Source organism: Lignipirellula cremea, from assembly GCF_056501455.1.
In genome coordinates, this window is the sequence record NZ_CM151415.1 from 4,320,587 (window position 1) to 4,341,477 (window position 20,891).

Here is a 20,891-nt window from a genome sequence, read left to right on the forward strand (position 1 = left end):
GGGCCGTATTCAGCGCGATCGCCCGAAGCGGCTACGATGCATCCGACGCATGGAGCGAGCCGGAGAAACCGCTGTCCCGCGACAGCGAGGCTTCGCACGGCGCCTTGGACAGGAGCGGCGGATGAGGCGTATCCGGGCCATCGGATACTTGTTCCGGGACGCAGCGAGAGGCTGGGTCGAGCATCGCGCGCAGCGGCTCGGGGCCTCGCTCGCGTTCTACACGACCCTCGCGCTCGCTCCGCTGACGATCATCGCCATCGCCGTCGCCGGGTCGTTCTTCGGCGAAGAGGCCGCGCGAGGCGGGATCGTGCACCAGATCGAACACCTCGTCGGACGCGACGGCGCCGTCGCGATCGAGTCCATGATCGAGAAGGCGCGCGAGCCCCGTCAGAGTCGTTTCGCCACGGCGCTCAGCGTCCTCTTCTTCATCGTCGCCGCGACCGGCGTCTTCGCCGAACTGAAGGATTCGCTCGACACGATCTGGGAGGTGAAGCTCAAGCCCGGCCTTGGACTGAAAGCCTTCGCCAAGACTCAGGCGCTTGCGTTCACGGTCGTCATCGGGACCGGCTTTCTGCTCCTGGTGTCGCTGCTGCTCACGGCTCTGCTGACGGCCCTCACGCGCTGGCTGAGCCAATGGCTTCCCGGCGCCGCCTGGACGGCCCATCTCTTCGACGTGGGCATCTCCTTTCTGGTCATCACGCTGCTCTTCGCGCTCATTTTCAAGCTGCTGCCCGACGTGACGGTGAGCTGGAAGGACGTCTGGATCGGCGCCGTGTTCACCGGCGTGCTGTTCATGGTGGGGAAGTCGCTGATCGGAGCGTACATCGGCGGCGCCGCCATCGGATCCTTCTACGGCGCCGCCGGATCGATCATGGTCGTCCTCGTCTGGACGTACTACTCCTCGCAGATCCTGTTTTTCGGGGCCGAGCTGATCCGCGCCTACGCGAAGCATTTCGACCCGAAGCCGATCGTGCCCACCGAAGACGCCGTACCGATGACGGCGCGGGATCTGTCGAAACAGGGGACGCCCAACCCCGAGCCGGCCCCACCGGAGGAATGAGCGGCGGGAAGGCGGTCTGCATTCAGCATTCGCCCGCGAACTCGAACAGAAGGACGGCCAGACTGGGCGCCCGGCTGCGACCCCATCCGGGAGTTGCCCTTGCATGAAACGGGCTTCGAGTTAAGCTTCAGGCTCCTATGAGCATCCCTCCGCCCTGAATCCAGATTTTCTGCGGCTTAACGGCAGATCATCATCCGCTGCGACCATCGCACGGGTTTCAGGTTTCGGATTGCGCAATGCTCAACTTCTTTCTCAAGCGTCCGTTCAATTTCAAGGACGACGCACTCTCCGGTCTGACGGTCGCACTGGCCCTCGTTCCTGAGGCGGTCGCCTTCGCTTTCGTCGCCGGCGTCTCCCCGATCATCGGGCTCTACTCGGCTTTCTTCCTCTGCCTGCTGGCAGCGGTGTTCGGCGGACGACCGGGCATGATTTCCGGCGCGACCGGCGCGATGGCGGTCATCGTCGTTTCGCTCGTGGCGATTCACGGGATCGAGTATCTCTTCCCGACGGTGATCCTGTGCGGCCTGCTGCAGATCGCGGTCGGCGTCGCCCGCCTCGGCAAGCTGATCCGCCTGGTCCCGCACTCCGTCATGCTGGGCTTCGTCAACGGACTGGCGATCGTCATCCTGATGGCTCAGTTCGACAGCTTCAAAGCCGTCGGGCGGTTCGGCGAACTGGCTTATCTCCAGGGGCCGCCGCTGGCGATCATGATCAGCCTGGTCGCGCTCACGATGGCGATTATCTGGCTGCTGCCGAAACTGACCAAGGCCGTTCCCGCTTCGCTCGTCGCGATTCTCTCCGTCTCGCTGATCGCGTTCGGAGCGAATCGCGTTCTCGACCCGACCCTGGCGCCGGAAGGAAGTCAGAACGTCGTCATGACGGTCGGCGACATGCTGCTGAGCAAGGCCAGGCATCAAGCCGCGTCCGAGGCGCTCGGTAGCGACGGCGGCGCTCATGGAGCGGCCGCGCCGGCGACGACGGAAGAACAGGAGCAGGTGCAGACAGCGATGGCGGCGGTCGATCCCGGATCGGTCGGTCTCGGCGCCGGGCTCCCGCTGCCGTTCTTTCTGAGCTACTTGCTCCCTCCGCTGACGCTCGGCACGCTCTGTATCATCTTCCCCTTCGCGCTCACGCTCACGGCAGTCGGTCTGATCGAGTCGCTGATGACGATGACCCTCATCGACGAGATCACCGAGACCCGCGGCCAGGGAAATCGCGAGTGCGTGGGGCAGGGCATCGCCAACGTCGTCTGCGGCTTCTTCGGCGGCATGGGGGGCTGCGCGATGATCGGCCAGTCGCTGATCAACGTGAACTCGGGCGGTCGAGGACGCCTCTCCGGCATCGTCGCCGCGACTTGTCTGCTGACGTTCGTGCTGTTCCTGTCGCCCTGGATCGAGATGGTCCCGATGGCGGCGCTCGTCGGCGTCATGTTCATGGTCGTAATCGGCACGTTCGAGTGGGCGTCGCTCCGCATGTACGGGAAGATTCCGGCGAGCGACTTCCTCGTGATGGCGATCGTCACCGGATACACCGCCGTGATGCATGATCTGGCGACCGCGGTGATCCTCGGCGTCGCCCTTTCCGCGATCGTCTTCGTCTGGCAGCATGCTCGGCACCTGGGCGTCGACGTCAAGTTCGACGAATTCGGCAGCAAGATTTACCAGCTTCACGGCCCCCTCTTCTTCGCGTCGGTCACGTCGTTCAAGGATCTCTTCGACCCGGCGAACGATCCCGACGACGTGGTGATCGACTTCTACTACACCCGCGTCTACGACCAGTCGGGGCTGGAAGCGATCAACGGGCTCGCGGAAAAGTACTCCGAGCGGGGCAAACGGCTCCACCTGACGCATCTGAGCCCCGAGTGTCGCGATCTCCTCGACCGGGCGAAGGAATTCGTCGAGGTGAGCCTGTCTGAAGAACCGCAGTTCCACGTCGCGACCGATCGGCTCCTCTCGACGCCCCAGTCGCGTCCGAGGAAAGACGCGAACTCGGACGGCGTCGCGGTTTAATCGACCGGCGTCCGACAGAGGTTCGCTCGTTCTTAAGGCGTCCCTCGCGGGGTATCTTCCGCGGCGGAGGCGGTTTAGGCCGGGCCATCGGTCGATGGTCCGGGAGGCAGGGCCTGTTCGTCGCTCCGAAAAACGTCATGCTGCACCGTAGGAGATACGCGCAGGGAGCCGCGCCGAGGGCGCGAGCTGCCTCCGCAGCCGCGAATTGCGCAACTCTTTCCCACAGCGCCGCGGCTTGACGCCCGGGCGGACGCCGATCCGCTCGCGCGAAGCGAACGTTGAATTACGTCGTCGATCGGCTGCGATAGATTTTTTTCATGACGAACGATACGGAATCGAAAACGGAAGCCACGGCCAGCGGATTCGCGAGTCTGGGACTCGATGAACGACTGGTCCGCGCCCTGAGCGAACTCGGTTACGAAGAGCCGACGCCGATTCAGCGGGAGGCGATTCCGCTGCTGCTCGAGCGTCACGACCTGCTGGGGCAGGCGGCCACCGGAACGGGCAAAACCGCTGCATTCGCGCTGCCGATTCTGCAGCATCTCGCCAGCCGCGAGGGCAAGCAGCGTCCGCAGCCCTCGGCCCTCATTCTGGCGCCGACTCGCGAGCTGGCGATTCAGGTGTCGGAAGCGATCCATCGCTACGGGCGTTCGCTCGGCGTCTCCGTGCTGCCGATCTACGGCGGCCAGTCGTTCGGCCAGCAGATTCGCGCCGTCCAGCGCGGCGTGGACGTGATCGTCGCCACGCCCGGGCGAATTCTCGACCACTTGCGTCGCGAGACCCTGTCGCTGGAGACGATCGAAACCGTCGTGCTCGACGAAGCGGACGAGATGCTCGATATGGGCTTCATCGAAGACATCGAAGCCATCCTGTCGAGCACGCCGGACACGCGGCAGACGGTGCTCTTTTCGGCCACGCTGCCCGCCCGCATCCACTCGATCGTCAAGCGACACCTGAAGGATCCGCGGCACATTCAACTCGCCGCCCCGGTGGCGCCGAAGGGCGAAGCGCCGCGCGTCCGGCAGGTCGCTTACGTCGTCCAGCGGGCGTTCAAGATGGCCGCGCTCGATCGCGTGCTCGATCTCGAGAGCCCGAATTCGACGCTCGTCTTCTGCCGCACGCGGAACGAAGTCGACGAATTGACCGAGGCGCTCAGCTCGCGCGGCTACCGCACCGAGGCCCTGCACGGCGGCATGTCGCAGGAGCAGCGCGAACGGGTGTTGAAGAAACTGCAGAGCGGCGTCTCGGATCTGGTCGTCGCGACCGACGTCGCGGCGCGCGGACTCGACATCGAACGGCTGACGCACGTCGTTAACTACGACCTGCCGTCGGCCCCCGATTCTTACGTCCATCGCATCGGTCGCGTCGGACGAGCCGGCCGGGAAGGCGTCGCGATCACGCTGGTGCAGCCGCGCGAATTCCGGCTGCTCCGTATCTTCGAGCAGGCGACCAAGCAGAAGATCGAAATCGGCAAGGTGCCGACGCTCGCCGATCTTCGCGCCCAACGACTGGAGCTTACGCGGGCCGCCTTGCGGGAGATGCTGCTGGCGGGCGAACTGGACACGGTGCGCGTCGCGGTCGAGTCGCTGGCCGAGGAGTTCGACATGGCCGACATCGCCGCCGCGGCGGTCAAGCTGGCGTACGAGGCGACCGAAAAAGAAGTGGAGAGCGACGAACCGCACGAACTGCCGAGCTTCGACCCCCGCGAACAATCCCACCGTCCGCCCCGTTCGGACTTCGCAGGTCAAGGGCCACGCTACCAGGGCGGGCCTAGAGGCGGAGGTCGCGGAGGCGACCGCGGTCCGAGCCAGGGGATGGTCCGCCTGTTCGTCAACGCCGGACGCGAAGCCGGCGTGCGGCCGCAGGATCTGGTCGGCGCCATCACGGGCGAAGCGGGCATCGCCGGAAACCAGATCGGAGCCATTCAACTCGCCGATCGGTTCTCGCTGGTGGACGTCTCCGAAGACCTCGCCGACAAGGTCATCTCGTCCCTGCAAGGTCGCAAAATCAAGGGCCGGGTCATTCGCCTCCGCCGCGACCGCGAGGCATAGCTTCGGAGCGGCGCTATTCAGCCGTCGATTCGCTCCAGCCAGGTCTGCTTGCCAATGACCTCGCTGATGAACATCTGCTGGGACACCAGAATCGACTCGTGAAGCTGCTCGGCGGTGACGGATCCCGCCGAGTTCTCGACGTCGAGCGTCCCGGTCGCGTCCTTCAAAAACTCGACCTTGTAGCCGCGATGAAAGGCCTGTCGAGCCGTCGTGTCGCAGCACATCTGCGTCATGTAACCGGCGATGCAGACCGTGTCGAGATTTCTCTCTTTCAGGAAGGCCTCCAGCGACGTACCGGTGAAGGATCCCGGCAACTGCTTGTCGACCAAGACGTCGCGCGGACGCGATTCTACTTCGTCGTGAAGCTGCCACATGTCGCTTCCCTTGCGGAAGATCGGCGACTCCGGGTCGGGCTGGTGATGGCGCACCACGACGGTCGGGACGTTCGCTCGCTTCGCGGCGTCCATGACTTCGAGGATCGATTCCAGATGGCCCGCCGGATGACGAATCGGGAGAGCCCCCTCGAAATACTCGCGTTGCACGTCGATGACCAGTAACGCTCGACTCATTCCGGAATCCTCGGGAGCAGGAGAACGTTGGAAGGGGCTCGAGATTCGTCGCCCTGACGGCGGCGATCGATCACGCGCCCTCCGTGATTAGAACGGCCGAATCGCGAGCGTGCTTGCCGTCGCGTCGCTGAACGCTTGGAACTGGCATCGCGAGGCGCGGCATGATTCAATAAGCGTTCCGCCTCGTCGCCCGCCTCTTCGCCGTCTTATCCTGGGCCAGTCCGCCCATCGAGCGCTCCGTGATCGATCGCTTGGGAAAGCTCCTGCTCTCGTGCGTCGCCGCCTTCGGCGCTGCCGCGTGCGCGGCAGGGGAGGAATCGCGCGCCTTCCTCGATCGCCACTGCGTCGCGTGCCATGGCGCCGACGTTCAGGAAGGGGACGTGCGGCTGGACGCGATCGCGCTGCCGCCGCAGGATCCTGCAGCGACGGAACTGTGGAGACGCGTCTACCGCGCGATCGATTCGGGCGAGATGCCGCCGGCGGAGGAACTGCGTCCGGAATCGAACGCAGCCGATCGCCTGCTGGATCACGTTTCGGCGGAACTCGCTAGCCGAGCGAAGCCGTCGCCGGCGCTGCGGAGGATGAACCGCTTCGAGTACGAGAACACGGTTCGCGATCTGCTCGGCATCGACGCCGACCTTGCGGACCTGCTGCCGGAGGACGGCAGCGTCCAGGGCTTCGACAACGTCGCCGGGGGGCTGGGGCTCTCCTCGATCCTGATGGAGCGCTATCTCGAAGCCGCCGAAAAGGCGTTCGATCACGTCATCCGCCGGGTAAAGCCGCTTCCTCCGGAGACGCGTCGCGCGGTCCTGATGGAGGTGAAGGACAACATCGAAGCGGTCGAGCAGGCGAAGGGGGGCGTCATCGCGAGGGAGGGCGCTTACGTCGATTTCACGCCCGGCTGGCCTCCCGCGCGGATCGACCCCGCCCATCCGATCGAGGCAGGAACCTACCACTGTCGAGTCGCGGTCTGGCCGCATGAACCGGGCGAACGTCGCACGCTTGCCGTGGCGATTTTCGTCGGGCCTCTGTTCGGACCGGGCGAGCGAAAGCTGGCCGGGATCTACGACGTCACCGGCACGCCGGACGAGCCGCGGATCATCGAATTCGAAACCCGCATGGCCGAAGGCGACGCGCTCCACATCCTTCCCTGGATTTACCCCGAGCACGTCACGTGGCGGGACAAGGAAGAGCCGCGTCCCGGCGTCGGCATCGTCTGGGCGGAAACGTACGGCCCGCTGGATCAGAGCTTTCCGTCCGAGCCGCAGAAGCGCCTCTTCGGCCAGTCGGACACGATCACGATGGTCGAAGGCGACCCCATCTACATCCGCCATCGTCGCGGCGTGAAGGCGCACCGCGTCGAATCGTCGGCGCCGCGCGAAGACGCCGAGCGGATCCTTCGCGAGTTCCTTCCCCGGGCGTTCCGTCGCCCCGTCGCCGATGAACTGGCCGAACCCTTCGTCCAACTGACGCTCTCCCGTCTCGACGCGGGGAGTTCGTTCGAGGACGCCGTGCGAGCAGGCGTCTGCGCCGTACTCTGCTCGCCCCACTTCCTGCTGCTGAATCGGGAGCCCGAAGTCGACGACTACGAGATCGCCTCGCGATTGTCGTACTTCCTATGGTCGTCGATGCCGGACGACGAATTGCTGCCGCTGGCGTCCGAGGGCAAGCTCCGCGACCCGGCAGCGCGTCGGGCGCAGGTCGATCGGATGCTCGACGACCCTCGACGCGAACGCTTCGTCGACAGCTTCACGGGCCAGTGGCTCGACTTGCGGGAGTTGGAGTTTACGACGCCCGACCAGAAACTCTATCCGGAGTACGACGAACTGCTGCTCCGCTCGATGGCGAACGAAACGCGCGGCTTCTTCCGGCATCTCCTCGATGAAGATCGGAGCGTTCGGAACTTCATCGATTCCGACTTCGCCGTCCTGAATCAGCGGATGGCCCAGCACTATGGAATCGAAGGCGTTCGCGGACACGAGAACTTCCGCGTCGTGTCATTGCCGGAGGAGAGCGTCCGCGGTGGAATCCTGACGCATGCCAGCCTTCTAAAGGTGACGGCCAACGGCACGACGACGTCGCCGATCCTGCGCGGCGCCTGGGTGCTGGAGAATCTGCTCGGTCAGCCGGCGCCGCCCCCTCCGGCCGGCGTGCCGGCGGTCGAACCCGACATCCGGGGCGCGACGTCGATCCGCGACCAACTGGACAAACATCGGGCCGACGCATCGTGTGCCCGCTGCCACAAGCGGATCGATCCGCCCGGCTTCGCGCTGGAAGAGTTCGACGTGATCGGCGGCCACCGCGAACGATACCGCACGATCGAAAACGGCGACCGCGTGGAGAAGGTGAACTATCGACTCGGTCCTGCCGTGGAGAAGGGCGATGTACTTCCGGACGGTCGCGAGTTCGCGAACTTCCTCGAGTTCCGCCAGAAGCTGCTCGACGATTCCGAAGTCGTCGCACGCTGCGTCGCGGAGAAGCTGCTCGTCTACGGCTGCGGGCGACCCGTTTCGATCGAGGATCGCGCTATCGTGGAAGGGGTTCTGGAACAGAGTCGGGCGGACGATTACGGACTGCGGTCGATGATTCATGCGGTCGTCGAAAGCGATCTCTTCCTCCGCCCGTGACGACCGCCCGTGACGAATAGCCGTGAGTCCTGAAAGGCGAAGTCGAATGCCCCTGTCCAAGCTCTCCCGCCGAACGTTCCTGCGGGCCTCCGGCGTCGCCGTGGCGCTTCCGGCCCTGCAGGCGATGCGAACGCGTGCAGCCGCTGCGTCGGACGCCAGCCAGGAACCGCGACGGATGGTCGCGATCTGCGCGCCGCTCGGCATCCATACGCCGCTGCTCTTTCCCGAGCAGGCCGGAGCCGACTACGTGACGACGCCGTACCTCGAACCCCTTCAGGACGTGCGGGATCGCTTCACCGTCATCAGCGGGCTGCGGCACCCGATGGTCGACGGGGGCCACGACGCGGAGAAGAGCTTCCTGACGGGCGCTCCTCACCCCGGGCTGCCGAGCTTTCGCAACACGATCTCGGTCGACCAGTTCGCCGCGGAACGGATCGGCCACCTGACGCGGTTCCCGTCGCTCGCCCTTTCCGCCGACGGTCGCAGCATCTCCGTCTCGCGATCCGGCGAGATGGTCCCGGCGGAGTCGCGACCTTCGCGGGTCTTCACCCGGTTCTTCCTCGAAGGGAACGAAGCGGAAAAGGCGGCACAGATCCGCCGGATCAAGGACGGGCAAAGCATCCTCGATCTGGTCGCCGAACAGACGCGGGCCCTGCAGCGACGAACGGGCAGGGAGGACCATCAGACGCTGGACCAGTACCTGTCGAGCGTGCGGGAGCTCGAACAACGGCTAGCGCTGTCGGAGGAGTGGACGAAACGCCCCAAGCCGCAGGTCGACGAGAAGCCGCCGACCGACATCGACGATCGCTCGAACTTCACCGGCCGCATGAAGCTGTTGTTCGACCTGATGGCGCTGGCGATCCAGACCGACTCGACGCGGCTGATCACGCTCAAGGGGCCGGGCGACAACGAGGTCGTCAACCTCGGCGGCGTCGACGACGGCTGGCACAACCTCAGCCATCACGGCAAGGATCCGGCCAAGATCGAACAGCTCGCGATCATCGAGAAGGAAGAGATGCGCCTGTTCGGCGAGTTCCTCGCCAAGCTTCGCGACGTCCGCGAAGGGGAGGCGACGCTGCTCGACCGGACGGCGATCCTGCTCGGTTCGAGTCTCGGCAACGCGTCGAGCCACGACAACTCGAACCTCCCCATCGTCGCCGCCGGCGGACGCTTCCGCCACGGCCAGCATCTCGCCTATCCTGCCGACGGTTCGCCCCCTCTGGCGAACCTGCTCGTCTCGTTTCTGCAGCACCTCGATCTGGAAGTCGGCGAGTTCGCGACCGGGAAGAGTTCGCTGCTGGAGCGAACCTGAGCCTGCGCGTACCGCTGAGACGCGAGCGCCCGAAGAACTCTCCGACCTCCACGTCGACCAACCTTTCCGCCTAGGCCGAGCCCCTGCAAGCGCTTCGCGCAAAGCTGGACCGTTGGATGGAGCGGACGAAGGATTAAGGCCTCACGCCCGAGCCGGGGTCTCGCTACGACGCGGACATGGCCGTCGATCAAGGCCGCAGGCCCGATCCCGACGCCGCCGAGGTCGGTCAGGAGGCGCTGCTCGCCGTCAGCCGTCGCCTCGAGGCGTTCGATTCGGCGCCAGAGAAGGGCGTGCCCGGCGCTCCGAACCGCGCAAGCCGGGACGGAGCGAGCGCCTTTTCGACGTCTCCGTCGCGAAGACCGCGCTTCGGGAGCGTCCGCCGAATATGGCGCGACCGAGGCGTCGCGTTCAGATCGCCAGCCACGACGCCAGGTCCGGCGATTCGGCGAATGAGTTCCGCGAGCGCTCGTAGATGCGGCTTGCGCTCCGTCGAGACGGAGGCGATTTCCGGGCGCGCGGACGAGGGCTCCTGCGACGTTGCGTCGAATCGGCCGGAGGGAAGCCCACATCGTCGACACTGCGACGACGGCGATCGCGAGAACCGGGATCGCAGGCGTAGAGACTGCGCCATCTTGTATGGGGATGCACCGGCGAGAATCCTCGCTCTGCCATCCCATAGTAAAGATGCGACCGATCGCCTCGTCCGCCCCGTTCCGGCAGCGCCGAAGCGCCGACAAGCAACTCTTAAAGCGAACAACCGCGATCCGGGCGGACGTGGCGGGGTCGAGATCCCATCGCGACGAAAATACGAAGTCGACCCGCCGCGAGCGTTCGTCAATTGCTCAGCATCTGCCCCGTGCAGAGCAACCGATCGAAGCTCGCGTGCGGGTCGACTCGCCCCACGTCTATCGGGAAAAATCCGGTACGCCTTAACGAGCTTATGGGCGAATACCCTAAACTCCTCCTCACAGGACGGAATCTGTCACCCGCTACAGACTCTGTTGGGCGCTGATTGTCAGTCGGCGCCCCCTTCCGGTTCGCGAAGCGCTGGTCGCACGCCTGACGCTGCACGTCGTCGCGCGGTGCGAGCATCGCAGCGATAGTCGTGAGGATTTCAGCGGTCGTTCCACGGGTTGAAGCGCTGCCGGTCTGTTCCTCGCTCGCGTAGTCGAACGTCTCGTAGGGGACGCCGGCCCGTTCGCCGCGTGAGGAACACTCCTCGCGCGTAGTCCTTAGGAGGGGCGGATGGTAGTCAGCGCCTTCTTCCGGCCCGACCGACTCGCGTTGGACCAGCACGCCTTCGCGCGACGCCGACGCGATCGACGCGCGCCGCGCTCGCGACTGAATCAGTCCCGCGATCGTCAGGTAGAAGTCCGAGATCGGGCACGGCGCTTCGCGTTCCAGAAAACCGGCCCCTCCGATCTTGGAAGAGCCGTTCACGACCAGGCAGCCGATCGCGCCGCGACGACCGGGGCGAGGCCGTGCGATCGTTAGCACGGCGCTCGAAGCTCAGCCCCGCATCCTGCCCAATAGCTTCGACGTGCCAGGTCGCTCGACCAGGCTGATTACGCGCCGTCGCGCCCGCGCGGCTTCGCCGTCGAAACTCCGCGGGCCGGCCTGCCGCAGTTCAAGACGTTTCAGTCGTTCTCTCAAGGTCGAGAGAACTTTTCGCCGATGCCAACTGACGACTTGACAAGTATTGACGATCCGTCAATAGTCATCTTATGAAGACCCTAGATCGGAAAGAGCGGGAATATCAGGAGCGCGAGCGGCGGATCCTCAACCTCGCCCGCCGGATGCTCCTCGAAGAGGGGTACCTGAAGCTGAATATGGATCGCATCGCCGAGGAGATGGAGTACTCCAAAGGGACGATCTACCGTCACTTCGGCTGCAAGGAAGAGATCGTCCTGGCGCTCGCGAACCAAACGGCGCTGAAGCGCTGTTCCATGTTCGACGACGCCGCGTCCTGGACGGGCCTCCCGCGGGAACGGCTCTGGGCGATCGGATACGCCGCGGAATGGTTCGTTCGTCGACACCCGGATCACTTCTTCGTGGAACAGATCCTTCGCACGTCGGCGATCTTGGAGAAAACGTCGGACGAACGCCGTCGCGTGATGGATTCCTGCGAGTTGCGATGCATGGGCATCCTCTCGGGCGTGATCCGGGACGGCATCGTCCGGGGAGACCTGACGCTGTCCGACGGCGTCAAGCCGGAGCAGATCGTGTTCGGCCTCTGGTCCAGCGCGTACGGCGGCTACTCGATCGCCGCGACCTCGTCGGCGCTCGTCGCCCACGGTATCGACGACCCTTATGCGACTGTTCGATTGACGTGGCATCGCCTGCTCGACGGATACGGATTTCAGCCCCTTTCGACGAAACATGATTTCGAGCCGTTGATTCTCCGGTTCGCCGAACGGTTCGATCCCAAGTGGGTCGCCGCCCGAGCCGAGGATCTGGCCGTCTGAGCATCGTCACGCCGCTCCGAGCGGCGTTTTTCAGGATCAGAAAATGACGCTTCGTCACTTCGCGACGGTTCGTTACTTACTTGCCGGCTTCGGCGTCGCGGTCGTGGCGGCGGCTTTCGGAGCGTTCGCCTTCGTCGGCGCCGAACAGAAGCCGCCCGAAGCCGCAGCCCGCCCCCTTCCGGTGCGGACCTTTACCCTCGCTAAGACCGACACGTATCGCCAATCGCGGGGCTACACCGGAACCGTCGCGGCGGCGCGGTCGGTCGACGCCGGGTTTCAGCGCGGGGGGCAGATCGTCGAACTGCTCGTCGACGAAGGCGACGTAGCGGCGGAGGGCCAGCTTCTCGGAAGACTCGACGACCGTCGTCTGAGGGCGGCGCTGGACGAAGCGAACGCGCAGCTCGATGCCGCGCAGGCGCTGCTGGACGAACTGACCGCGGGACCGCGTGCGCAGGAGATCGCCGCCGCGGAGGCGGAAGCGCTGGGACTGGCGGCGGAGCACGAACTGCAGAAGCGGTCGCTCGCGAGGAGGGAGTCGATCGCCGCCACGAACGTCGTCACCGCCGAGGAGGTGGAACAGTACCGCTACCAGACGCAGGCCGCCGACAAGCGTCGCGAAGCGGCGTACCAGCGGTGGCAGGAACTCGTCGAGGGGACTCGCCCGGAACGCCTGGCCGCGCAGAAGGCGGTCGTCGCCCAGTGGCTCGCTCGGATCGCGGACATCCAGGAACAGCTTCGAGATTCGGAACTCCGCGCACCCTTCACCGGCAGCGTGACCGATCGCCGTGCTGACGAGGGGGCCGTGGTCGCGTCGGGAGAGCCGGTCCTGCGACTGGTCGAGAGCGACCGTCTGGAGTTTCGCTTCGGCCTGCCCGTCGACACGGTCCGCCGGCTCGATCGCGACGCAGTTCATCGCGTTCGCGTCGGCGATCGGGAGGAGACCGTCCGGTTCGACCGGACGGTCTCGGAACTCGATTCGGTCCGTCGGACGCAGACGGCGATCTTCGTCTCCGACGCTGCCGTTTCTGCGAACGCATCCGAAACCCAGGCTGCGGTTCGGTCCCGCTTTGTGCCGGGCGAGGTCGCGCGACTCGAGTTAGAAGAGTCGATCGACGCGTCGGGGTACGCCATTCCCGCTTCGGCCCTCGTGCGCGGCAGCGCCGGACTGTGGGCCTGTTATGCAGTCGTTTCGGACGATCGCGGCGGCTGGCGCGTCGCCCGGCGCGACGTCGAGATCCTGCACACGTTCGGCGACGAGGTCTTCGTTCGCGGAGCGCTCGGCGACGGCGAACGGATCGCGGCGGACGGCGTGCATCGCCTGGTGCAGAACCAGAAGGTCGAACCCGTCTCCGCGGTCGCTTCCCTGACGGCGGCCCGCTAGCCCGGACCCGCTGACCGAGGCTCATCGGCGGCAAGCCGCTGCGACGCCAGGTACACCTCCGACGAAAGCTCTCCGGCGATGGACAACCTCTTCTTCCGCAACCGTCGGCTGCTGGTTCTGGCCGTCGCGATGATCGTCGTGGCGGGACTCTCGTCCTACGCCGTGCTGCCGCGACTGGAGGATCCGCGCCTCAACGAACGGGCGGCCATCGTCGTCACGGTCTTCCCTGGAGCGGACGTCGAACGGGTCGAGTCCCTGGTGACCGAAGCCCTCGAAGACGAGCTGCGCGAGATCGACGAGATCAAGGAGCTGCGCGGGACGTCCCGGCCGGGCGTTTCGACGCTAGTGATCGAACTCCGGGACCAGGTGATGGCGACCGACGAGGTCTGGTCGCGGGTTCGGGACAAGCTCGACGACGCGAAGCTCGGCTTCCCCGCAGGCGTCGGCGATCCCGACTTCGACGTGCTGGACGTTAAGGCGTACGCCAGCATCGTCTCGATCGCCTGGACTCGCGACGACGAGCCCAGTTTCGCCGTCCTGCGCAGAACCGCCGAGCGACTGGAAGACGAGCTGCGCGCGCTTCCGGGGACGGAGGACGTCGAACTCTTCGGCGATCCGAAGGAAGAGATCGTCGTCACGGTCGACCCTGCCGCGGTCGCCGCGCGCGGGCTGACGCTCGATCAGGTTTCGTCGCAGATCGCCGCGTCGGACGCGAAGACCTCCGCAGGTTCGCTTCGGGGCGCGTCGCAGGAAATCCAGCTGGAAGTCTCCGGAGAACTCGACTCGCTCGAACGGATCCGATCGATTCCGATCCGCTCCGGCGAAGGGGGAAGTTTCGTCACGCTCGGCGACGTGGCGGAGGTGCATAAAGGAATTCAGGATCCGCCGGCGAGCGTGGCGCTCAGCCGCGGCGAGCGCGCCGTCTCGGTCGCGACGTTCGTTCGTCCCGACTATCGCATCGACTACTGGTCGAACGCCGCCGACGAGGTCTTCCGCCGCTTCGCCGCCGATCTGCCGGAGGGAATCGAACTGCACGTGACGTTCCAGCAGAACCGCTACGTCTCGGAACGTCTGGAAAGCCTGCTCTGGAACCTGGTCGCGGGCGTCGCGGCGGTGATGCTCGTCGTGCTGGCGATGATGGGGATTCGATCGGCGCTCGTCGTCGGGGCCGCGGTGCCGCTGGCCGCGCTGATGACGCTGGCGGGGCTGAACTTCCTGGGCATCCCGATCCACCAGATGTCGGTGACGGGACTGATCATCGCGCTCGGTCTGCTGATCGACAACGCCATCGTCATCGCCGACGAGGTCGCCTCGCGACTTCGGCAGGGGCATTCGCCCGCGGAAGCCGTGTCGTCCTGCGTCCGTCACATGGCCCTTCCGCTGTTCGGATCGACGGTCACGACGGCGCTCGCCTTCGCGCCGATCTATCTCATGCCGGGACCGGCGGGAGAGTTCGTCGGATCGATCGCCGTCAGCGTCATTCTGGCCATTTTCAGTTCGCTGTTTCTCGCGCTGACGGTCGTGCCGGCGCTCGCCGCGATGGGGCGCCGCAGCGAACGAGGGGCCGCGCGGTCCTGGCTGCGCGACGGCGCCAGCTTCCCTCGGCTCGCGGTCGTTTATCGCTCGGCCCTCGGCTGGCTCTATCGTCGACCGGCGATCGCGATCCTCGCGGGCTGCATGTTGCCCTTGCTGGGATTCGCCGCCGCGACGCAGCTCCCCGAACAGTTCTTTCCGCCGACCGATCGCGACCAGTTCCGCATCGAGGTGACGCTCTCCCAGCAGACCCCGCTTTCCGCGACGACCCAGATCGTGCTCGCGATGCGCGACGTGCTGATGGAGGAACCGCGGATCGAAGAGACGACCTGGTTCCTCGGGGAGAGCGCGCCGCCGTTCTATTACAACATCCTCGCGAATCGCCGGAACTCGCCGTTCTACGCCCAGGGCATCGTTCAGATCGATTCGGCGGAGAACTCCGGCGAGCTCATTCGCGACGTGCAGCGCCGGCTCGACGCGCGATTTCCGGAGGCCCGCGTGCTGGTCCGACAGCTCGAGCAGGGTCCGCCGTTCGAAGCGCCGGTGGAAGTCCGCCTGTACGGTCCCGATCTCGATCGGCTGGCCGAACTGGGGGAATCGATGCGCGCCCTGCTGGCGGAGATTCCCGAAGTGACGCACACGCGGTCGGATCTTTCCGACACGCTGCAGAAAGTCGAGCTGGACGTCGACGAGGAACAGGCGCGGCTCGCCGGTCTGGATCATTCCGCGATCGCTCGGCAGATGGAGGCGTCGCTCGACGGCGTCGTCGGCGGATCGATCCTGGAGGAGACCGAGGAACTTCCGGTTCGCGTCCGCCTGGCGAACGCCGACCGCGGCCGGGCCGATCGCGCAGCTTCGCTCGATCTTCTGTCCGGAACCGCAGGAGCGGGAGGTGCTCCCGCCTTCCTCCCGGCGGACGCGCTTGCCGAGTTCCGACCAGTCTGGGCCCGCGCGACGATCCCGCACTTCAACGGCGTGCGCATGAACGAGGTGCAGGCCTACGTGCAGGCCGGCGTCTTGCCCGATCAGGCGCTGGGAGCGTTCCAGCGCCGACTGGCTGAATCAGGTTTCGAGATGCCGCCCGGTTATCGCATGGAGTTCGGCGGCGAAGCGTCGAAGCGCGACGACGCCGTCGGCAATCTGTTTTCGAGCGTGGGCATCTTGATCGTGCTGATGATCGCGACGCTGGTCCTCTCCTTCGGTTCGTTCCGCATGACGGGGATCATCGGCGGCGTCGCGGTCCTCGCCGTCGGACTCGGCCTGGGCTCGCTGTGGCTGTTCGGATATCCGTTCGGATTCATGGCGATCATCGGCACCATGGGCCTGATCGGCGTCGCCATCAACGACTCGATCGTGGTGCTCGCCGCGCTTCGCGAAGACGAGCGGGCCCGCATCGGGGACGTCGACGGCATCGTCGAAGTCGTCAATCACGCGACGCGTCACGTCCTTTCGACGACGATGACGACCGTCGCCGGCTTCCTCCCGCTGATTCTGGCCGGGGGACAGTTCTGGCCCCCGCTGGCGGTCGCCATCTCCGGAGGCGTCGCCGGCGCGACGGCGATCGCGCTGCTGTCGGTTCCTGCGGCCTACCGCATGGCGATGTGCCGCGAATCGCTGCGAGGGAAGACCGTCGGCGAGGAGCAGCGCGACGTCGACACGATGGCGCTATCGGCGCCGGACACCGTTCGCATGTCGGGCGTAGAAGCGGACGACGCCTCGGCGGACTTCGTCTCTTCGCACGCTCGTCATCCCGCGGCGGCGAACTAGCGACGCCGGCGCTTGCCTGCACCCGTCGCCGAAGAAGAAAAGCGCTCGCACCGATACCGAGCGAAGCGACGAAGCGCCCGCGACGGGCGATCGCCAGCGAACTTCGGCTGCGTCTGGAAGGTCGCTGCGACCGAGTCCGCGGAACCGTCGTCGAACCGACGCTTGGGTCGTGCGACGAGGGGCGGAGACCGGTCGTGCATGAGATAGGGGAGCCCCCGGACCGCTTCGTGCGGTCCGGGGCTCCCTGTTTTTTTTAGCTATCGGACCGACCGGAGCGACGTTCCTTTCGGGAACGGCGAGTCGGCGTCGCACGATTCGATCGGTTCAAGATTTTTCGAAGAGGGCCCGTCTCACGGGCGAATGGAGAGGATGCCATTCACTAACTGCGGTGCGCTCGCTGCGTCGCAGGCCTGCGGGGACATGATCCGAGCCACAACCCTCGCCCTTCCTCCTCACACCGTTCGCCATCGCTTCGGTCGCGGGATGAAGGCCGCGATCGTCGCGGTCGACGACTTCGCGCACTTGTCGATCTTGGGTCGGTCTCACGATTCGCCGCGGGCGAGGCTGAAATCGGTCGCTCGCTCGGCGTCGCCGGAGGACCCGGCGGTCTTCGACCGGTCGTCGCAACGAACGGCTCGATGAACGGCTGGAGGGGCGCTGACGGTGGGCAGACCCGGGGCGGCTTCTTCCCGTAGATGCCTCGGGCGGTCCGTCCGACCCACCTCCGTCGCGACTCCCGCGCCGGCTACGTTCCAGGCGGAGACGAGACAGGCGATGACGAGGCCGACGTCGAGAATCGGACTGCTCCCGCCTTCCTTGCGGCGCGCCATGGTGCGTTCTCGACAACCAAGGACAACTAAAGCGTCAACGTCTCCTTTTCCTATCGAACCCCATCGCCCCGATCTCCACTCAAATACGGGATCCGATGAGCGTCGTCGTTCGGCGTGCGGAGCCGATCGAGGTCACGACGCAACGCTAGCGGACCCGTCCGGGAAGCAACGCGAGAACCCCGATCCTATCGATCGCCTCGCGTCAGCAACCGTCGGCGCCCGTACCTCCGCGAACCCGTCGCGCCGGGGCACCGAGGGCCGTAGACGGAGCGGCACGACTTTTCCGACGGCGAGACACATTTTCCTGTCCGGTGGGAGCGTCGGCGCACGCAATGTCTGGGAGCGTGCTGTCGAGGCTCCCCGGGGCGGCGCTCTGCCGCAGGAAGTCGGCGGCGAGGGGCCCCCGCCGCTCACGTCCGTTTTTGTTGTTGTTGCCGACTAGACTTTTGACGGCTCCGCGATTTTCGGAAAGGCGCTGATTGCACATCAGCTCCTCCCCGGAATCGAACGCGGAGCCGTTTTTCGTTCAGGACCCGAACCGTTCCTACTCGGCCGTCATCCCGATCTTCATCACGCGAATGTTGAAGGGCGGCTCTCCGGTCGTCAACGGCGACGGTGGACAATCCCGAGATTTCACCTACGTCGCGAACGTCGTCGACGCGAATCTTGCGGCGATGACCTGCGAAGGACCGTACGGGGAGTCCGACAACGTCGCGACAGGGAAATCGATTTCGCTCCTCGAGCTGATCGCGGCGATCGACGCCGAGCTAGGAACGCAGATCGTTCCGCAGCACGGACCGCCGCGGGCTGGCGAGGTGCGGGACAGCATTGCCGACATCTCGCTCGCCCGCCGCGTGCTCGGCTTCGAAACGCGAGTGACTTTCGCGACGGACTGAAAAAGACGATCGAGCGCTACCGCGGCGGCTAGCTCGCCGCCGAAGACCGCCGCCGAAGACCGCCGCCGAAGACCGCCGCCGAAGACCGCCGCCGAAGACCGCCGCCGAAGACCGCCGCCGAAGACCGCCGCCGAAGACCGCCGCCGAAGACCGCCGCCGAAGACCGCCGCCGAAGACCGCCGCCGAAGACCGCCGCCGAAGACCGCCGCCGAAGACCGCCGCCGAAGACCGCCGCCGAAGACCGCAAGCGCGAATACACCGGCAAGGCGCGATTGCCTGCATCGAGGCCGTCGCGTTCCCGCTGTAGGCGCTTTCGCGTCAGCCGATCTTGCCATGCTGGCGGGGCATAGCTCACGAAGAACGCGCCCTTAGCATGGGGCTCGTCGTAGACCTCGACCTGTGAGCCGTGAAGGAATCCAGTTCAGCCGGCATCATGCTCAGCCGAATTCGACGGCCACTTCGCGTTCAGCGCGCGCAGCGGATCGAACCGCAGCGTCATGTTCGGCGCCGGATTCGTGATCTGCATCAGCCCGCCCGGGTCTTCCTCGACGGGGTAGGGCTCGATCGTTGCCGGCGGTTTGCAGAACCAGCCGGGATGGTACCGGTAGCGAAGGACGATGCGGCCCTGATCGGCGACGACGCCCTGCAGTCTGATCCGGTTGACCGACGCCGTCGCAGTTCCGGAACCGATCAGGAGGTCCGGCGAGTCGCCAGGGATCTCGAACGCGAAGTAGGCGCCGACCTTTTCGCCCGGCTGGCCGGTCAGCTCCTGAAACAGGGCCCGCCACTCTTCGGATCGAACGAAGACCCAGTCGATTCCGAAATGCGACAGTCCGCGTCGCGTCTCTTCCGCAGAGATCGCGCCGCGCTCCCGACCGAACAGCCGATCCGGCAGCAACTGCACGGGGTCGGGATAGTCCGGAAAGGCGTTGCTGATGACCTCGCGACCGGTGAACATCGGCAGAGCCTGAGTCAACGAGCTGTCCGGGCTCTCCGACTCGATCAGCAGACGCTCCGAACTGCGGGTCCGTTCGTGAACGAAATAGAACAACAGCTCGTCGTCGGTTCGTTTCACGGCGCGCGGACTGAGCGCGAAGGCGCCCGCGATCACGAGGACGACGCCGATCATCTGCAGGAGCATCAGTCCATGCTTCGACCAAGGCCGCGGCAGAAACAGCCAGCGATTGAAATCCGCAGCCAGGCTTCCCAGCACGAGCGACGAGATCGCGAGCAGCACGATCGAGTAGCGCACCGGCTGCAGCGCCCGCGTGGCCGCGAAATCGGACCCGAAGACGAACATGAAAATGCTTACCGCCAGCGCGAGGCCCAGGCCGACGGCGACGAGGGCGTTCTTCCGACGTCCCAGACGGAACAATTGGATCGCGACCGAGAGGATCATCAGGCCGAGCGCGCTGCCGAGCCCCGGCCCGATGAAGTCGGAGAACTTGTACTGCTCGTTCCAGGTCCAGAACTGATGCTCGACGATCATCGCCTGCGACCAGGGAGGCGCCGGCGTATCGAGACCGAGCATCAGCGGGATCAGCCAGAAGGCGTTGACTGCGGCGATCAGCAGGGGGCTGAGCGCCGTCGCGATGCGCCATCGCCAGGGGATACGAGCCAGGAGCGTCGCCGCGATCAGCGACGGAACGATGGCGAGCGGCCCGAGCGGATGGACGAGAAACAACAGGCTGCCCGCGGCGGTCGCTCCGGCGTAGCTCCAGACCGTCGGCGAGCGAAAGAAGCGAGCGTACGCTCCGAGCGCGAACAGTCCCATGAAAGTACAGAACACGAACGCCAGCATTCCGGCGAGAAGCATGAGCTGGAACGGCGCCGTGATCCAGAACAGCGCGATCAGGATCAGCAGCCCGACCGACAACTCGTCCCAGTCGAACTGAAGCAGCCGCCCTCCGGCGACGAATAGCAGCGGGGAGAGCAGGATGGCCGTCAGGCTGAAGGCCAGGACGACCTTATCGGGCGCGAGAAAGGGGAGCAGAACTCCCAGGACTTCGTGCGGCCTCGCGCCGACGTCCTGGGCCGGGTGGATGAAGCGCCCTGCGCAGAGTTTCGGATCCGATCCCCAGGGCAACCCGTTGCGCCAGAGCGCCTCGCGGTAGACGTGCACCCGGTGTGCATGGACTGAGTAGTCATGCCCCACGTAGACGTGCTGGTCAAGAAACCACGCCGGCGGCAGGAACCAGCACGCGATCAGCGTGTGCCCGAGCGACAGGGCAGCGATCATCCCCTTCGGCCAAAGCCATCGATCCCCGGCGCTGCGCATCGGGTCGTCGGATGCGGACGTCATCGAAAGTTCGGTTTCAAGCGGACGGAGCGAGCGCCCGCCGGGGCGTCGTCGAGGGCCGTGAATGGTGCGTGCCGCGGCAACGCATGAGG

At 65.8% G+C, this 20,891-nt stretch carries 14 protein-coding genes; 9 read left to right on the forward strand and 5 right to left on the reverse strand.

Annotated elements, in window-relative coordinates; translation table 11 throughout:
- Positions 1-121: 121 nt before the first annotated feature.
- The 3 genes from SH602x_RS16920 to SH602x_RS16930 all read left to right on the forward strand — a co-directional run bounded on the left by SH602x_RS16920 (position 122) and on the right by SH602x_RS16930 (position 5,120).
- Complete coding sequence (locus SH602x_RS16920) at positions 122-1,060, forward strand: YihY/virulence factor BrkB family protein (RefSeq protein ID WP_479473434.1); 939 nt, start codon at positions 122-124, stop codon at positions 1,058-1,060.
- Positions 1,061-1,296: 236 nt separating this feature from the next.
- Positions 1,297-3,069, forward strand: a complete 1,773-nt coding sequence (locus SH602x_RS16925; RefSeq protein WP_479473435.1) for a SulP family inorganic anion transporter — start codon at positions 1,297-1,299, stop codon at positions 3,067-3,069.
- A gap of 317 nt (positions 3,070-3,386) precedes the next feature.
- Positions 3,387-5,120 carry a DEAD/DEAH box helicase gene (locus SH602x_RS16930; protein ID WP_479466946.1) on the forward strand — a complete coding sequence of 578 codons (1,734 nt, stop codon included), beginning with the start codon at positions 3,387-3,389 and terminating at the stop codon, positions 5,118-5,120.
- Between the two features lie 17 nt (positions 5,121-5,137).
- Here the strand turns inward: SH602x_RS16930 and SH602x_RS16935 are convergent, their stop codons facing one another.
- Positions 5,138-5,689, reverse strand: coding sequence for a cysteine hydrolase family protein (locus SH602x_RS16935; protein WP_479473436.1), 552 nt, complete (start codon positions 5,687-5,689; stop codon positions 5,138-5,140).
- A gap of 239 nt (positions 5,690-5,928) precedes the next feature.
- Between SH602x_RS16935 and SH602x_RS16940 the strand changes: the two genes are divergently transcribed.
- Complete coding sequence (locus SH602x_RS16940; RefSeq protein WP_479473437.1) at positions 5,929-8,316, forward strand: DUF1592 domain-containing protein; 2,388 nt, start codon at positions 5,929-5,931, stop codon at positions 8,314-8,316.
- 46 nt (positions 8,317-8,362) lie between these two features.
- The gene (locus tag SH602x_RS16945) at positions 8,363-9,628 is read left to right on the forward strand and encodes a DUF1552 domain-containing protein (RefSeq protein WP_479473438.1); all 1,266 of its coding nucleotides are present in this window, start codon (positions 8,363-8,365) and stop codon (positions 9,626-9,628) included.
- A gap of 226 nt (positions 9,629-9,854) precedes the next feature.
- Here the strand turns inward: SH602x_RS16945 and SH602x_RS16950 are convergent, their stop codons facing one another.
- Positions 9,855-10,466, reverse strand: a complete 612-nt coding sequence (locus SH602x_RS16950) for an endonuclease/exonuclease/phosphatase family protein (protein ID WP_479473439.1) — start codon at positions 10,464-10,466, stop codon at positions 9,855-9,857.
- Positions 10,463-11,068 carry a hypothetical protein gene (locus SH602x_RS16955; protein WP_479473440.1) on the reverse strand — a complete coding sequence of 202 codons (606 nt, stop codon included), beginning with the start codon at positions 11,066-11,068 and terminating at the stop codon, positions 10,463-10,465. The genes SH602x_RS16950 and SH602x_RS16955 overlap by 4 nt, the downstream gene beginning before the upstream one ends.
- 284 nt (positions 11,069-11,352) lie before the next feature.
- On the opposite strand from SH602x_RS16955, the gene SH602x_RS16960 reads away from it, so the two are divergent.
- The 3 genes from SH602x_RS16960 (at position 11,353) to SH602x_RS16970 (ending at position 16,774) form a co-directional block, all read left to right on the forward strand.
- Positions 11,353-12,093 (forward strand): TetR/AcrR family transcriptional regulator, encoded by a 741-nt coding sequence (locus SH602x_RS16960; protein ID WP_479473441.1) that lies wholly within the window; start codon positions 11,353-11,355, stop codon positions 12,091-12,093.
- Positions 12,094-12,136: 43 nt separating this feature from the next.
- The gene (locus SH602x_RS16965) at positions 12,137-13,474 is read left to right on the forward strand and encodes an efflux RND transporter periplasmic adaptor subunit (protein WP_479473442.1); all 1,338 of its coding nucleotides are present in this window, start codon (positions 12,137-12,139) and stop codon (positions 13,472-13,474) included.
- Between the two features lie 78 nt (positions 13,475-13,552).
- Complete coding sequence (locus SH602x_RS16970) at positions 13,553-16,774, forward strand: efflux RND transporter permease subunit (protein WP_479473443.1); 3,222 nt, start codon at positions 13,553-13,555, stop codon at positions 16,772-16,774.
- A gap of 542 nt (positions 16,775-17,316) precedes the next feature.
- On the opposite strand, the gene SH602x_RS16975 is transcribed toward SH602x_RS16970, so the two are convergent.
- Positions 17,317-17,604, reverse strand: coding sequence for a hypothetical protein (locus tag SH602x_RS16975; RefSeq protein ID WP_479473444.1), 288 nt, complete (start codon positions 17,602-17,604; stop codon positions 17,317-17,319).
- A 479-nt stretch (positions 17,605-18,083) separates the two neighbouring features.
- On the opposite strand from SH602x_RS16975, the gene SH602x_RS16980 reads away from it, so the two are divergent.
- Positions 18,084-18,500 carry an NAD-dependent epimerase/dehydratase family protein gene (locus SH602x_RS16980; RefSeq protein ID WP_479473445.1) on the forward strand — a complete coding sequence of 139 codons (417 nt, stop codon included), beginning with the start codon at positions 18,084-18,086 and terminating at the stop codon, positions 18,498-18,500.
- Between the two features lie 421 nt (positions 18,501-18,921).
- Here the strand turns inward: SH602x_RS16980 and SH602x_RS16985 are convergent, their stop codons facing one another.
- Entirely contained in the window at positions 18,922-20,802 is a 1,881-nt protein-coding gene (locus tag SH602x_RS16985) for a glycosyltransferase family protein (protein ID WP_479473446.1), read from the reverse strand.
- Between the last annotated feature and the right edge of the window lie 89 nt (positions 20,803-20,891).